Source organism: Tateyamaria rhodophyticola (genome assembly GCF_047777875.1).
Taxonomy (GTDB): domain Bacteria; phylum Pseudomonadota; class Alphaproteobacteria; order Rhodobacterales; family Rhodobacteraceae; genus Tateyamaria.
In genome coordinates this window covers 858,055-871,997 of record NZ_CP180519.1, presented here as the reverse complement: position 1 = coordinate 871,997, position 13,943 = coordinate 858,055, and the positions used below count along the sequence as shown (strand labels likewise).

General features: G+C 62.8%; 13 protein-coding genes. 8 read left to right on the top strand and 5 right to left on the bottom strand.

Annotation, left to right across the window (positions count from 1 at the left end; all coding sequences use genetic code 11):
* Window positions 1-31: 31 nt before the first annotated feature.
* From ACERHN_RS05770 to ACERHN_RS05755, 4 genes are all read left to right on the top strand, one after another.
* A complete protein-coding gene (locus ACERHN_RS05770; RefSeq protein ID WP_299684924.1) occupies window positions 32-829 on the top strand; it encodes a carbohydrate ABC transporter permease in 798 nt (265 codons plus the stop codon).
* Window positions 829-1,221, top strand: coding sequence for a DUF2160 domain-containing protein (locus ACERHN_RS05765; RefSeq protein ID WP_415921697.1), 393 nt, complete (start codon window positions 829-831; stop codon window positions 1,219-1,221). The genes ACERHN_RS05770 and ACERHN_RS05765 overlap by 1 nt, the downstream gene beginning before the upstream one ends.
* Window positions 1,222-1,301: 80 nt before the next feature.
* Entirely contained in the window at window positions 1,302-1,694 is a 393-nt protein-coding gene (locus ACERHN_RS05760; protein ID WP_415921696.1) for a BlaI/MecI/CopY family transcriptional regulator, read from the top strand.
* Entirely contained in the window at window positions 1,681-2,826 is a 1,146-nt protein-coding gene (locus tag ACERHN_RS05755) for a M56 family metallopeptidase (RefSeq protein ID WP_415921695.1), read from the top strand. Before ACERHN_RS05760 ends, ACERHN_RS05755 begins: the two co-directional genes overlap by 14 nt.
* Here the strand turns inward: ACERHN_RS05755 and carB are convergent.
* On the bottom strand, window positions 2,823-6,167 hold the full coding sequence (gene carB, locus ACERHN_RS05750; RefSeq protein WP_415921694.1) for a carbamoyl-phosphate synthase large subunit: 3,345 nt from the start codon (window positions 6,165-6,167) through the stop codon (window positions 2,823-2,825). The genes ACERHN_RS05755 and carB overlap by 4 nt on opposite strands.
* A 192-nt stretch (window positions 6,168-6,359) precedes the next feature.
* Here carB and ACERHN_RS05745 point away from each other — a divergent pair, with 192 nt between their 5' ends.
* Entirely contained in the window at window positions 6,360-7,031 is a 672-nt protein-coding gene (locus ACERHN_RS05745; protein ID WP_415921693.1) for an HAD family hydrolase, read from the top strand.
* An 11-nt stretch (window positions 7,032-7,042) separates the two neighbouring features.
* On the opposite strand, the gene ACERHN_RS05740 is transcribed toward ACERHN_RS05745, so the two are convergent.
* The 3 genes from ACERHN_RS05740 to ACERHN_RS05730 all read right to left on the bottom strand — a co-directional run bounded on the left by ACERHN_RS05740 (window position 7,043) and on the right by ACERHN_RS05730 (window position 9,617).
* A complete protein-coding gene (locus ACERHN_RS05740) occupies window positions 7,043-7,408 on the bottom strand; it encodes a hypothetical protein (protein WP_415921692.1) in 366 nt (121 codons plus the stop codon).
* A gap of 126 nt (window positions 7,409-7,534) precedes the next feature.
* A complete protein-coding gene (locus ACERHN_RS05735; protein WP_415921691.1) occupies window positions 7,535-8,785 on the bottom strand; it encodes a class I SAM-dependent methyltransferase in 1,251 nt (416 codons plus the stop codon).
* A gap of 55 nt (window positions 8,786-8,840) precedes the next feature.
* Window positions 8,841-9,617, bottom strand: coding sequence for an alpha/beta fold hydrolase (locus tag ACERHN_RS05730; protein ID WP_415921690.1), 777 nt, complete (start codon window positions 9,615-9,617; stop codon window positions 8,841-8,843).
* A gap of 65 nt (window positions 9,618-9,682) precedes the next feature.
* Between ACERHN_RS05730 and ACERHN_RS05725 the strand changes: the two genes are divergently transcribed.
* Window positions 9,683-10,057: a hypothetical protein gene (locus ACERHN_RS05725; protein WP_415921689.1), complete on the top strand. Its 375-nt coding sequence runs from the start codon at window positions 9,683-9,685 to the stop codon at window positions 10,055-10,057.
* Between the two features lie 465 nt (window positions 10,058-10,522).
* On the opposite strand, the gene glyA is transcribed toward ACERHN_RS05725, so the two are convergent.
* Window positions 10,523-11,818, bottom strand: coding sequence for a serine hydroxymethyltransferase (gene glyA / locus ACERHN_RS05720; protein ID WP_415921688.1), 1,296 nt, complete (start codon window positions 11,816-11,818; stop codon window positions 10,523-10,525).
* 180 nt (window positions 11,819-11,998) lie between these two features.
* On the opposite strand from glyA, the gene ACERHN_RS05715 reads away from it, so the two are divergent.
* The gene (locus ACERHN_RS05715; protein WP_415921687.1) at window positions 11,999-12,760 is read left to right on the top strand and encodes an NAD kinase; all 762 of its coding nucleotides are present in this window, start codon (window positions 11,999-12,001) and stop codon (window positions 12,758-12,760) included.
* A complete protein-coding gene (locus tag ACERHN_RS05710; RefSeq protein WP_415921686.1) occupies window positions 12,757-13,938 on the top strand; it encodes a Coenzyme F420 hydrogenase/dehydrogenase, beta subunit C-terminal domain in 1,182 nt (393 codons plus the stop codon). The genes ACERHN_RS05715 and ACERHN_RS05710 overlap by 4 nt, the downstream gene beginning before the upstream one ends.
* Window positions 13,939-13,943: the final 5 nt, after the last annotated feature.

Below are 13,943 nucleotides of genomic sequence, written 5' to 3'. Positions count from 1 at the left end.
AATAAACAGGCCTCTGGCGAAGGTTCGGCCCATGCGTAAACGCTCTCTCATCCCAATCCTCTACATCGCTTTCCTGATGCTGCCGATCTACTGGCTCGTCTCGATGAGCTTCAAGACAACCAATGAGATCCTGTCCGGGTTCAGCCTGTTCCCGCAGACCTTTACGCTGGAAAACTACGCGGTGATCTTTACCGATCCGAGTTGGTATTGGGGCTATATCAACTCCATCATCTATGTGTCGCTGAACACGGTGATCTCGGTCTGTGTGGCGCTGCCTGCGGCGTATGCGTTCTCGCGGTACCGGTTTCTTGGCGACAAGCAGCTGTTTTTCTGGTTGCTGACCAACCGGATGGCACCGGCGGCGGTGTTCGCGTTGCCGTTCTTTCAGCTCTATTCGTCCGTGGGGCTCTTTGACACGCACCTTGCCGTAGCTTTGGCGCATTGCCTGTTCAACATCCCGCTGGCGGTGTGGATCCTCGAAGGGTTCATGGGGGGCGTGCCCAAGGAACTGGACGAAACCGCATATGTGGACGGCTATTCGTTTCCGCGGTTTTTCGTCACGATATTCCTGCCGACGATAAAGGCCGGAGTGGGGGTCGCCGCGTTCTTCTGCTTTATGTTCTCGTGGGTCGAGCTGCTTTTGGCCAAGACCCTGACGGCGGTCGAAGCCAAACCCATTGCGGCGGAAATGACAAAAACGGCGTCTTCGGCGGGATATGAGCTGGGCCTTCTGGCTGCGGCGGGCACGCTGACGATCATACCCGGCGCAATCGTCATCTACTTTGTACGCAACTACATCGCCAAGGGCTTTGCCTTGGGGAGGGTGTGATGAAACGTTTGATCTGGCTGATCCTGCCGACCCCTGCATTGGCCCAAGGCTGGGGCAATGTTGCGCAACAGCAGGAGGAAAAGGGGTTTTCGTGGACCGACCCGCTGTGGCCGTCGTTCTGGATGGCATGGACGCCTGCGACCTTTGCGCTGTTCTGCACGCTCTTTGCGGCAATCGCGCTGATCGGGGTGCTCGAAGGGTTCAAATATCGCGACGGGATCGAGCGGCGCGGGGTGTTCGGGCTGACCACGACACTGGGTGACCGTTTGTTCATCTCGCTTCTCGGATCCGCCTATATCTTCCTCGCCTGGCTTGGGCTTTTTGGTCAGCCGCTGTGGTGGCCACTGGCGCTGAGCATCGCGTGGGGTACGTTCTGTTTTAGAAAAGTATGAGATTCTCCTTTGGAAACGGAAATGCTTGGTATTTACTCAAATGGTGCAGCTAGTGCGCGGTTGCCGAAGCGGGGACCGCGATGAAAAAGAAAAAAAGTGAGCTGCTGACCGAAGTCGAACTGGAGTTCATGTCGGAACTCTGGGCCATAGGAGAGGGGACAGTGCGCGACGTACTGGAACGTCTGCCGGCGGGGCGCGACCTTGCGTATACGTCCGGTGCAACGATCCTGCGCATTCTCGAACAAAAGGAATTCGTGACCAGCCGCAAATCCGGCAAGAGCCACGTCTACCGCCCGACACTGGCCAAGGACGCGTATCAATCGCGCGTGGTCAAGGACCTGTCGGCCAAACTCTTCGACGACACGCCTGCCTCGTTGGTCGCGCGGCTGGTGGATGACGAAACGCTGACCGAAGAAGCATTGGGGCAAATCCGGGCACTTGTTGATCGGAGGTTGAAAAATGATAGCGGGTGAAGCGCTGCTCGATGCATTCGTGAATGCCAATATCCTGATCTGCGTGGCCTTCGGGGTCTGGTCCCTGTTGCGCGCGGCGATGCGGGTGGCGGGGCTGCGCCACGCCTATGCGACGCAATTGCGCCTGCTGTATACCGTGTTCCTGCTGATCCTGTGTGCGCCGCTGTTGGTGCTGGGGTTTGAGACGATGCAGCGGTCGGGTGTGGCGCCGCCGGTCAATCCGAACCTGTCGGATTTCGTGGTGTCCTATTACCTGAACGGTGGTTTTGAAATGAAGGCCTCCGATTTCGAGGGGCTGGTTCTGATGCGGGACACGTTCATTTTGAATGTGCTGACCGGGGCAGGGATCGTGGCACAGGCGGTCATTGCCGCCTTTGTCTTAGGGGTGTGTGTCGGGTTGGCACGGTTGGGATACTCCGTGTTCTGCCTGTGGCGGATCGTGGCGCAATCCTATGCGTGGCGGCATATCGGGCGGGTGCGTGTTCATCTGTCGGACCGGACGCTGGTGCCGTTTTCCACGCGCGGTCTGCGCGCCTACTATGTGGTGATCCCCTCGCACATGCTGGCCGAGGCGACAGAGCTGAAGGTCGCGCTGGCGCATGAGTTGCAGCATATCCGCCAAGGCGATCTGGAATGGGAAATCGTGATGGAGGCGCTGAAGCCGCTGTTTTTCCTGAACCCTGCCTATCACGCATGGAAGCGTGAGGTGGAAGCGCTGCGCGAGTTCAACTGCGACAGTCAGGTGCTGGCGCGCGGGCGGATTGATGTGCGCGCCTATTGCGACACGCTGTTGTCGGTGTGTCAGAAGACATTGCGCCGGGACCGGTCGTTCACCATTGCCGTGCCCAAGGTGACGCTGGTGACAGCGGACCGGACGTCGCTGATCAAGGGCAAGCGCAGCTTTCTGGAACGCCGCATCCTGTCGGCGCTGCATTGGCGGCGCACGGCGTTTGAGCGGCTGACCTTTGTGGCGCTGGTGTTGCCGCTGGTGGCGGCGATGGCGCTAACGACCGTGGCCATTCAGCGCCCCGGTGACTGGAGCCAGGATCGCCTGATGCTGTCCACGGTCGTCAATCTCGACCGGCTGAACGAAATCAACCGGTTGTCGACATTTGGACGGATCCGCGACTAACCCTGCAGCGCCTTGACGCCCACGTCTCCGGCGGCCTGTTCCCGGATTGCCATCGCCGCGGCCTGCGCTGCGGCGGCGGTCGTGAAATACGGGATCTTGTCATAAAGCGCGATGGAGCGGATGGATTTGCTGTCCTCGACCGCCTGCGCGCCTTCGGTGGTGTTGAAGACCAGCTGGATGCCATTGTCCTTCATCATGTCGGTGACGTCGGGGCGGCCTTCGTAGACTTTGTTCACCACACCGCAGGCCTGGCCATGCGCCTTGAGCCACTTTGCCGTGCCGCGCGTCGCAACGAGGGTAAAGCCCAAATCCGTCAGGGTTTTCACCGCATCAAGCATGGCATCCGTCTTGTCCATGTCCTTGATCGAGATGAACACACAGCCCGCATCAGGCAGGACCATGCCCGCGCCCATCTGCGCCTTGAGGAAAGCGCGGCCAAAGGTGCGATCCCAGCCCATGACTTCGCCGGTTGAGCGCATTTCCGGGCCCAGGATCGTGTCCACACCGGGGAAGCGGGCAAAGGGCAGCACGGCCTCCTTGACCGAGAACCAAGGCATATTCGGATCGGCCAGCGTCATCGGATCGGCCAATGGCAGCACGCTGTCATAGCTTGCATCGGCATCATAGGCGGGTCGCATCGGGAAGGCCGACAGTTTTTCACCCGCCATGATGCGTGCGGCGATGGAGGCGATGGCGCTGTCCGTGGACTTGGCAACGAATGGGACCGTGCGGGACGCGCGCGGGTTCACTTCGATCAGGTAGACGTCGCCATCCTTGATCGCGAATTGCACGTTCATCAGGCCCACCACATTGAGGCCATGCGCCAGCGCATGTGTCTGCCGCTCGATCTCGGCGATGATGTCCTTGTCCAGAGAGTAGGGCGGCAGGGAACAGGCGCTGTCCCCGGAGTGCACGCCCGCCTCTTCGATGTGCTGCATGATGCCGGCAACGTGCACGTCGGTGCCGTCACAGAGCGCGTCCACGTCCAGTTCCACCGCGCCCGACAGATAGCTGTCGAGCAGCACGGGGCTGTCGCCGGACACGACCACGGCTTCGGAAATGTAGCGTTCGAGGTTCGCCTGATCACGCACGATTTCCATCGCGCGACCACCGAGCACGTAAGACGGGCGGATGACCAGCGGGAACCCGATGTCACCGGCAATCGCCAGCGCTTCGGCGTCCGAGTGTGCGATGCCGTTCTTGGGCTGTTTCAGGCCGAGATCGTTCACCAGCGCCTGGAACCGTTCGCGGTCTTCGGCCAGATCAATGGCGTCGGGCGTGGTGCCCAGGATCGGGATGCCGGAATCCTCCAGCGCGTTGGCGAGTTTCAGCGGCGTCTGGCCCCCGAATTGCACGATCACCCCGTGCAGCGTGCCGTTGTCCTGTTCGACGCGCAGGATTTCCATCACATGCTCGAACGTCAGCGGTTCGAAATAGAGGCGGTCCGACGTGTCATAGTCGGTGCTGACCGTTTCGGGGTTGCAGTTGACCATGATCGTTTCATAGCCGGCGTCCGTCAGTGCAAAGCAGGCGTGACAGCAGCAATAATCGAACTCGATCCCCTGACCGATCCGGTTGGGGCCACCGCCGAGGATCACAACCTTTTTGCGGTCCGACGGGCGCGCCTCGCACTCCACATCGCCAAAGACCGGCGTTTCATAGGTCGAATACATGTAGGGCGTCTGCGCCTCGAACTCGGCGGCGCAGGTGTCGATGCGTTTGAACACCGCCACCACGCCAGCAGCGCGGCGCGCGGCGCGCACATCCGCTTCGGACTGGCCGGTGAGGGTCGCAAGGCGCGCGTCGGTAAAGCCCATCATCTTGAGATGGCGCAGCCCGGCTTCGTCCGTCGGCAAGCCCGCGGATTCGACCTCTTGCTCGGCCTCGATGATCTCGCGGATGCGGGCCAAGAACCAGGGGTCGTATTTGGTGATGCCAAAGATGTCGTCGTCCGACAGCCCTTCGCGCATGGCCTGCGCGATGACGCGCAACCGATCCGGTGTCTGCTGGGCCAGCGCGCGCGTGATGGCGGCGTGGCCTGTGGCGGGATCTTCGGCGCCGGGAATGGCGATTTCGTCAAAACCGGTGAGGCCCGATTCCATGGACGCCAGCGCCTTTTGCACCGACTCGTGGAACGTCCGGCCAATCGCCATTGCCTCGCCCACCGACTTCATCGCGGTGGTCAGGAACGGCTCAGAGCCGGGGAATTTCTCGAACGCGAATTTCGGGATTTTCGTCACGACATAGTCGATGGTCGGCTCGAACGAGGCTGGCGTCACCTTGGTGATGTCATTGTCCAGCTCATCCAGCGTGTAACCCACGGCGAGTTTCGCCGCGATCTTGGCAATCGGGAAGCCGGTCGCCTTGGACGCCAGCGCAGAGGAGCGCGAGACGCGCGGGTTCATCTCGATCACGACCATGCGGCCGTCATCGGGGTTGATCGCCCATTGCACGTTGGACCCGCCGGTTTCCACGCCGATCTCACGCAGCACAGCGATGCTGTGATTGCGCATGATCTGATATTCCTTGTCCGTGAGGGTCAGGGCAGGCGCCACCGTGATGCTGTCACCGGTATGCACGCCCATCGGGTCCACGTTTTCGATGGAACAGACGATGATGGCGTTGTCGGCGGTGTCGCGTACCACCTCCATCTCGTACTCTTTCCACCCCAGAAGGCTCTCATCCACGAGGATTTGACCGACGGGTGAGGCGTCCATGCCGGACCGGCAGATCGCCATGTAATCGTCGCGGTTATAGGCAACACCGCCGCCCGTCCCGCCCAGGGTAAAGGCCGGGCGGATGATCGCGGGCAGGCCCACAGTTTCCAGCGTCTCAAGCGCCAGCGCCACGCCGGCCTCGAGGTCCTTGGAGCCGTCCTCACGCTTGGGCGCGGTGATGATCTCGGCCTTGGGGTTTTCGATGCCGAGGCGGTCCATCGCTTCGCGGAACAGCTTGCGGTCCTCGGCCATTTCGATGGCGTCGCGTTTGGCGCCGATCATCTCGACGCCGAATTTCTCCAGCACGCCCATTTCTTCGAGTGCGAGCGAGGTGTTCAGCCCCGTTTGCCCGCCCATGGTGGGCAGCAACGCGTCGGGGCGCTCTTTCTCGATGATCTTGGCGACGACCTCAGGGGTGATCGGCTCAATATAGGTGGCGTCGGCCAACACAGGGTCGGTCATGATGGTCGCCGGGTTCGAGTTGACCAGAACCACCCGGTAGCCTTCCTCGCGCAGCGCCTTGCAGGCCTGTGCCCCGGAATAGTCGAACTCGCAGGCCTGCCCGATCACGATAGGACCCGCACCGATAATCATGATCGACTGGATGTCGGTACGCTTTGGCATCAGGGCCCCCCGGCTATGTGAATCAGGCCGCGCCGTGGCGGGCGCAAGCAAATTGTCCTGCGTTATAGGGATGGCGCGGGAAGGTGCAAGTGGGGCGTATGCAGTTGCATGTTAAAATTGCAAAGATATCAAGACTGATCTACTTTGACATGTATTCGTGCGCGCAAGGAAGCTCGACCAAGGAAACTCTCAATGTATGTGCAATCACTTTTGCTCGGTTCCATCGGTGTGTTGGTGGAAACGTCCGATCTTCAGCGCCAGGCATTCAACACCGCGTTCGAGGCGCATGGCCTCAAATGGCAGTGGGATGCCGATACGTATCAATCCCTTCTGGAGGTGCCCGGCGGCAAGGCACGCATACGCTACTATGGTCTGGCACGGGGTGTCGAGGTTGACGTCGACGCGCTTTACACCGCCAAGATTGCTGCATTCGAGGCGTCTTTGTCGAACGGAGTGAACCTGCGGCCCGGGATCGGGCCATTGATGGAGGCCGCGCGCGACAGGGGGATCAAGATCGGGTTCGCAACGTCGACCGATCCGAGGCAAGTCGATATAATTTTACGAGCATCGCGTCCAAAACTGGACGCCTCCGATTTCGACTTTGTCGGCAATCGCACGTGGGTCCAGGCGGTCAAACCCGCACCGGACATCTATCACGTTGCGCTGCGGGAACTTGGTGCTGATGCAGAGCGCACCATTGCCATCGAAGACACACCCGAGAGTGCGCAGGCCGCAGTGGCTGCGGGCATTCGCACGTTTGCGTACCCCAACCTGTACGCGCAAGGGCGGAGCTTTGGCATTGGCGTCAGGGTCATTGAGCGGCTCGGCCCGTCTCTGCTGGACCCGCGTGCCGTTGCCGCGTAACCGCGTTTCGATCAGCCGCTGATCAACCGCCCGAGGATGGACCGTTTGCGGGGGGCTGGTGCAGGTGCCGGATGCTCTTGCACGATCTTGGGCAGGGCCTGCGGGGGCGCCGTGATGTCAGCGTCAATCCGCGGTGCGGCGCTGGCCTTGAGTGCGGGCTTGCGCGCCGGTCGGGGCTGGGACGGCACAACAGGGACGTTGCCCCGCATGTGCGGCGGTTGCTGCACATAGGCTTTGGGCAGCGGTGTGCGCATTGTGGGCGCTTCGCTCATGCCGGAGGTGTCCTCGGCAATCAGGTCCTTGATCGCCTTCATGGTAAACGCCGTGGGCTCCCGCCCGGATGCGCTTTTCATCGGTTCGCGTTTTACGTATTCCATTTCGCCTCCTGTCGGCAGTGGGTGCCATGTGCGGTGCCGCAAGGGGTTAACCATCACGTCACCACAAAACCTGCGCTGCAAATGCGGCGCTTTCGTGAAACCTGCGGGGCGAATTGGTGCCGATGCCTACTCTGCGGCGGTGTGCACGCGTCCTTTGACCTTGGCATCTGCAGGTGCACTTGCCGGGTAGAGGTAGTCGCGCGTGATCGGCACCGCTGCGCGTTTGTGCGCCAGTTGGAAATGGTAGACGGCCTGCATCTGGTGTTCAAAGGCGAGGATGCAGACGGTCAGATAGTACTGGAACATCCGCACGAACCGTTCATCGTAGTTCGCCCGAACCTCGTCCAGCCCGGCATTGAACCGGTCCCGCCAGTGGCGGATTGTCATGGCATAGTGCAGGCGCCAGACTTCGATATCCGTCTGCCAGAGCCCGGAATCTTCCAGCGCGGGGGCCAGTTCCGACAGCGATGGCACATAGCCGCCCGGAAAGATGTATTTGTTGATCCATGAACTGTGCGCCTGGGGTGGTCCGGACCGGGCGATCGTGTGGATCAGGGCAACGCCATCGGGGTCCAGCAGGTCGGCCACCTTGTTGAAATACGTGCCATAATTCGGCACGCCCACATGTTCGAGCATCCCGACCGACACGATCCGGTCAAAGCTGCCGCTCACATGGCGATAGTCCTTGAGGTTAAACGTGATCTGGTCGCTGAGACCCGCCGCGGCCACCCGCGCCTCTGCGGTGGCCAGTTGGTTTTCGCTGAGCGTGACGCCGGTGACGTGGCAGCCATAATCGCGCGCCAGCGTCATCGCCATTCCACCCCAACCACAGCCGATGTCCAGCACCCGCATCCCCGGCTCCAGCCTTAACTTGCTGGCAATATGCGCTTTTTTCGCGATTTGCGCGTCTTCGAGGCTCATGTCGGGGTCGCGGAAATAGGCGCAGGAATACTGCATGTCCTCGTCCAGAAACATCCGGTAGAGGTCGTCAGAGATGTCATAATGGTGCGCCACATTGCGGCGCGATGCGCTGGGCGCGTTGCGCTGGATGAACGCGCGGGCATGAAAGCGCGCGCGGTTCAGCGTCTTCATCCATGCGGGCACGTCGCCTGCGCCGCGGTTGCGGATCAGTACGGTCAGGACGTCGTCGAGGGTACAATTCTGCGGCGCGACACGTTCGTCCATGAACGCCTCGCCAAAGCCGAGATCGGGGTTTGTGACAATCGCGCGCAGGGTGGCGTCATCGGCGATTGTGACATGCACCTGCGCCCCGCTGTCAGGCCCGTAATCGCGCGTTTCCCCGTCGGGATATGTCACGCTCAGACGGTCCACGACCATCATCCGTGTCAGAAACTGATCCAACAGCTTTGCCCACATGGCCACCCCTCCGTTGTGCGACATGTCGGCAACAAAAGTGGTATACCTGAGTGGGTTACGTCAAGGGTCGGGACTGCACGGCATCGAGGAAGGCGCGCACGGTGCCTTCAAAACCGCGTGGGTCATCCGCGTGGAGCCAATGCCCTGCCTTGGGCAGTTTGGCAAAGCGCGCCACCGGGAAGAGGGCGCGGATCGTGTCGCGGTGCTCTGGCTTAACGTAGTCTGACGCAGCGCCGGACAGGAACAGTGTCGGGCCTGCAAATTGTGCGTCCGTGGACGGGAACCCCATGATCTTGGGCATCTCGGCGGCGAGCGCATCGAGATTGAGCCGCCACGCCTTGGCTTGCAGGTCCAGCGATTGGGTCAGGAAACTGCACACGGCCGGATCAACGCCCTGCGCCTCAAGCTGTGCCACCGCGTCAGAGCGCCGTGCGACCGCCGTCAGGTCCACGGCGCGCATGGCGTCGATCATGGGCAACTGGCTGTGGGTGTAGGGGACGGGCGCGATATCGCCGACGACAAGGCCACGCACCCGGTCCGGCGCGCGCAGGGCCAGCATCATTGCGGCCTTGCCCCCCATGGAATGACCCACCACGTCCATGGGCCTGCCGAGGGTGTCGATCACCGCCGCCAGATCATCGGCCAGATCGTCGTAACCGTTGTTTTCACTGTGAAAACTGCTGCCATGGTTGCGCATGTCCACGGTGATGACGTGGCGCGTGTCACCAAGCCGTTTTGCAATCACACCCCAGTTGCGCCCGGACCCGTAGAGGCCGTGGGCAATCAGGACGGGCGGCGCGTCGGGGTCGCCAAAGGTCTGATGAGCCAGCATGACAGAGGCTTAGCGCGGGCATCCGTCTCTTTCCAGTGCGATTGCAAGGCGGTAGGTTGCGCAGCATGGAAAGTGCCGAAACGATACAGGCCCGCGCGGACCGGGTGCAGGAGGGGCTGGAGCGCGCCTTTGGCGTGCGGGCCAAGACGCTGGACAAGGCGCTGCGCCGGACGGGCCGCCGCCTGCCGCGCCGCTTGCGGGCCGAGGCGCGGCACATTGTGGATGCGCAAGGGTTCGGCGGCGCGCCGCGCCTGATGCGGCAGGTGGATGGGGCCGTTTTGGACCGGGCCGAGGCGCGGGTTCTGGAGTATCTCAAAGGGATCGACCGGGCCGACCGGCGCAAGGGGCGGCTGCTGGCGCTGGCGGGGGTGATTGCGTTCAACATCCTGTTCGTCGTGACGGCGTTCATCGTCTGGATGTGGTGGACCGGGCGCATCTGAGCACCGCGCGCGCAACGGTTAACGCAGCTGTCGGGCGACGGCGCCGCAGACCGGGGTTAACGCCCGCAAAACAAGGGGTTTGTGGCAGGCACAGACCGTACACAGCCTGTGCACAGCGCGTACACCGGCGATGCACCGGTGGCGGGGTTTACAGGGCGTGCGGTGCCAATCGTTAAAACTTCGTTCACGAAACCTGCGACGGTCCTTTGCCAGAGCAGAGGCAGCCGCCCTCCCGTGGGTCGGGTCGGCGTCGGCTTCTCGGGGCACGAGGTGGAACGGCGCGACCCGGCATTTCAGGACGGCGCTTGAGGAGACCGCGAATGAAATTGGGGTGGGTGTATGGTGTGAGCCCCGCGCACCCCTCCGGGGGGGGCATCGCTGTCCAATTGCGCCATGACACGGCGCGCGGTCTTGGGGCAGGTCACCCCCCACCGCGCAAATGTCGGTGGGGGGCGTCGCGTGGTTTCAGAGGTTCGGATACATCGGGAAGCGGGCGCACAGCTCGGCCACTTCGGCCTTTACCTTGGCCTCGACCGCGCCATTGCCGTCTTCGCCATTTGCGGCGAGCCCATCAACGACCTCACCGATCCAGTCCCCGATCTGGCGGAACTCGGCCTCGCCAAAGCCGCGCGTGGTGCCCGCGGGTGAGCCCAGGCGGATGCCGGAGGTGATGGTCGGTTTTTCATCGTCGAACGGCACGCCGTTCTTGTTGCAGGTGATGTGCGCGCGGCCCAATGCCTTTTCCGTGGCGTTGCCCTTGACCCCTTTGGGGCGCAGATCGACGAGCATCACGTGCGTGTCCGTGCCGCCCGTGACGGTGCCCAGACCGCCCTTCATCAGCTGATCGGCGAGCGCTTGGGCGTTCTTGATCACCTGCTGCTGGTAGATTTTGAACGACGGATCCAGCGCCTCGCCAAAGGCGACGGCCTTGGCGGCGATCACATGCATCAGCGGCCCACCCTGAATGCCGGGGAAAATGGCGGAGTTGAATTTCTTGGCCAGCGCCTCGTCATCGGTGAGGATCATGCCGCCGCGCGGACCGCGCAGGGTCTTGTGCGTCGTGGTCGTGGCCACGTGCACGTGCGGGAACGGGTTGGGATAGACACCGGCGGCAATCAGACCGGCAAAATGCGCCACATCGGCCAGCACCCATGCGCCCACCTTGTCCGCAATCTCGCGGATGCGGCCAAAGTCGATCTGGCGCGGGATGGCGGAGCCGCCGGCGATGATCATCTGGGGCTTGTGCTCGAGTGCCAGCGCTTCGATCTGGTCATAGTCGATGTCGAGCGTGTCGCGGCGCACACCGTATTGCACGGCGTTGAACCATTTGCCCGACTGGTTGGGGCGCGCCCCGTGGGTCAGGTGGCCACCGGCATCAAGCGACATGCCGAGGATCGTGTCACCGGGTTGCAGCAGGGCCTGGAACACGCCCTGGTTTGCCTGGCTGCCGGAGTTCGGTTGTACGTTGGCAAAGCCGCAGCCAAAGAGCTGCTTGGCGCGCTCAATCGCCAGCTCTTCTGCGACGTCCACATATTGGCACCCGCCATAGTAGCGACGGCCCGGATAGCCTTCGGCATATTTGTTGGTCATGACCGAGCCTTGCGCCTCGAGCACGGCGGCGGACACGATGTTTTCAGACGCGATCAGCTCGATCTCGTCCCGTTGGCGGCCCAGCTCATTGCGGATAGAGCCGAACAGCTCCGGATCGCGGTCGGCGAGTGATTGGGTGAAAAACCCGTCGGTACGGTGCGGCGCATTCATGGCTGTCTCCTCGTGACGTGAGTCGGATATTTGTCCGGTTTCCTATAGGAAACCATCGGGTCTCGCAAAGGATGTATCCCGACCAATTCCGTACGACCAGCGACAAAGCGACAGGCCGTGCTGGTAAGGGGCGAAAAGATATGGTTCTTTTGACGTCAAACGCGCGCTAAAGGAAACCTCATGCCGCTCAAGATCGCCTTTGCCGCCGGCCGCGCGGAAGTGGCGCAGGCCGCCCGCACCGCGCTGACCCAGCGTTATGGCGATGCGCATCTGGAGACGGCGGATGTGATTGTCGCCCTTGGGGGCGATGGGTTCATGCTGCAAACGCTGCACGGGACGCAGCATCTGGGCGCCGCGGTTTACGGGATGAACCGGGGCACCATCGGGTTCCTGATGAACGAATATGGCGAAGACGGGTTGGCCGAACGGCTTGAGGCGGCGGAGCTCGCGGAGATCAATCCGCTGCGTATGACCACGTGGGATGTGGACGGGGCGGAGCATCAGGCGCTGGCCATCAACGAGGTGTCGCTTCTGCGCGCGGGTCCGCAGGCGGCCAAGCTGCGGATCACCGTGGACGGGCGGCTGCGTATGGACGAGCTGGTCTGTGACGGGGCGCTGGTGTCAACGCCTGCGGGATCGACGGCTTACAACTATTCGGCGCATGGGCCGGTGTTGCCCATCGGGTCGGATGTGCTGGCCCTGACGGCGGTGGCCGCGTTCCGGCCCCGGCGCTGGCGCGGGGCCTTGCTGCCCAAGACGGCGCGCGTGCGCTTTGACGTGCTTGAGGTCGAAAAGCGCCCGGTGATGGCGGAGGCGGATTCGCGGTCCTTCCGCGAGGTGGCGGCGGTGGAGATTGCGTCCGAGCCGTCGGTGGTGCACCGCATCCTCTTCGATCCCGGTCACGGGCTCGAGGAACGGCTGATCTCGGAACAGTTTTCATGAGCCTGCGCGAGGCGGTGCCGCGCACGATGTGCACCGATTGCGGCGTGTCGCGGATGGCCGATCCATCGGCCTGTGGCACCGCCTGCCAGTTCATCAAGCCCGATTATCCGGGCATGGAACGCGCCGTGCACGGGCGCGTGCGCGGGTCGGGGGATGAGGTGTTCTTTGGCCCGGTCCAGTCGATGCACCGCGCGCGTATGCGCGCCCCTGCGGACGGCGCGCAATGGACCGGCATCACCACGGCGCTGGCTGCGGATTTGCTGGCGCGGGGCAAGGTGGATGCGGTGCTGACCATGGTGCCGGACGCAGAGGACCGTTGGAAGCCGCAGCCCGCCCTGATTACTGAGGCGCAGGACATGGGCCGCGCCCGCGGCATGCGCATGGGGTATGCGCCGCTGCTTGCGTTGTTGGAGGAGGTGGCGGAGCGCGGGTTCACGCGCCTGGCCGTGATTGGCATCCCTTGTCAGGTCTATGCGCTGCGCAGGCTGGAGGCGACGCTGGGCCTCGACCGGCTCTATGTCATCGGCACGCCGTGCTCCGACAACACCACGACCGAGAACTTCCACCGGTTTCTTGCCCTGCTGGACGAAGACCCGGACAGCATCACGTATCTGGAATTTCGCGCGGATTACCGGGTGGAGCTGCGCTTTGCCGACGGGCGTCAGCGCCTGATTCCGTTCCTCAGCCTGCCGATCTCGGACCTGCCGCCCGATTTCTTTCCGCTGACCTGTCGCACTTGCGTGGATTACACCAACGCGCTGGCGGACATCACCGTGGGGTATATGGGCGGGGAGGGCGACCAATGGCTGCTGGTGCGCAATGCGCGCGGGGCCGAAATGCTGGAGGGGCTGGGCGACCGGATCGCGCTGTCGCCGGTGGGATCAAAGGGCAAACGCGCCGCCGCCGTCAAAGGCTTCATTGCCAACACGGACCGCGCCGCCGGTGGTCTGCCGCTGCGGCGCATGCCCGACTGGGTCCGTCCCATCGTCAGCTGGCTGCAACCGCGCACGGGTCCGCGCGGCCTCGAATTCGCGCGCGCCCGGCTCGAGATGAAGGCGGCGGAAACCATCCTGCACCTGCGCCACGCCATGCCCGCCAAGATGAAGAACATGGTGCCCGCTCACGTCTGGGACATCGCAAAACCCTACGACCTGACGCCCAAGGACGGCGAACGCTGATCCGC

Excerpts from the sequence above, each read along its gene's own strand:
- ACERHN_RS05760 (WP_415921696.1), top strand. The coding sequence starts at position 1,302 with ATGAAAAAGAAAAAAAGTGAGCTGCTGACCGAAGTCGAACTGGAGTTC.
- ACERHN_RS05710 (WP_415921686.1), top strand. The coding sequence starts at position 12,757 with ATGAGCCTGCGCGAGGCGGTGCCGCGCACGATGTGCACCGATTGCGGC.
- ACERHN_RS05740 (WP_415921692.1), bottom strand. The coding sequence starts at position 7,408 with ATGGAATACGTAAAACGCGAACCGATGAAAAGCGCATCCGGGCGGGAG.
- ACERHN_RS05735 (WP_415921691.1), bottom strand. The coding sequence starts at position 8,785 with ATGTGGGCAAAGCTGTTGGATCAGTTTCTGACACGGATGATGGTCGTG.
- ACERHN_RS05745 (WP_415921693.1), top strand. The coding sequence starts at position 6,360 with ATGTATGTGCAATCACTTTTGCTCGGTTCCATCGGTGTGTTGGTGGAA.
- ACERHN_RS05755 (WP_415921695.1), top strand. The coding sequence starts at position 1,681 with ATGATAGCGGGTGAAGCGCTGCTCGATGCATTCGTGAATGCCAATATC.
- ACERHN_RS05725 (WP_415921689.1), top strand. The coding sequence starts at position 9,683 with ATGGAAAGTGCCGAAACGATACAGGCCCGCGCGGACCGGGTGCAGGAG.
- ACERHN_RS05730 (WP_415921690.1), bottom strand. The coding sequence starts at position 9,617 with ATGCTGGCTCATCAGACCTTTGGCGACCCCGACGCGCCGCCCGTCCTG.
- carB (WP_415921694.1), bottom strand. The coding sequence starts at position 6,167 with ATGCCAAAGCGTACCGACATCCAGTCGATCATGATTATCGGTGCGGGT.
- glyA (WP_415921688.1), bottom strand. The coding sequence starts at position 11,818 with ATGAATGCGCCGCACCGTACCGACGGGTTTTTCACCCAATCACTCGCC.
- ACERHN_RS05715 (WP_415921687.1), top strand. The coding sequence starts at position 11,999 with ATGCCGCTCAAGATCGCCTTTGCCGCCGGCCGCGCGGAAGTGGCGCAG.
- ACERHN_RS05770 (WP_299684924.1), top strand. The coding sequence starts at position 32 with ATGCGTAAACGCTCTCTCATCCCAATCCTCTACATCGCTTTCCTGATG.
- ACERHN_RS05765 (WP_415921697.1), top strand. The coding sequence starts at position 829 with ATGAAACGTTTGATCTGGCTGATCCTGCCGACCCCTGCATTGGCCCAA.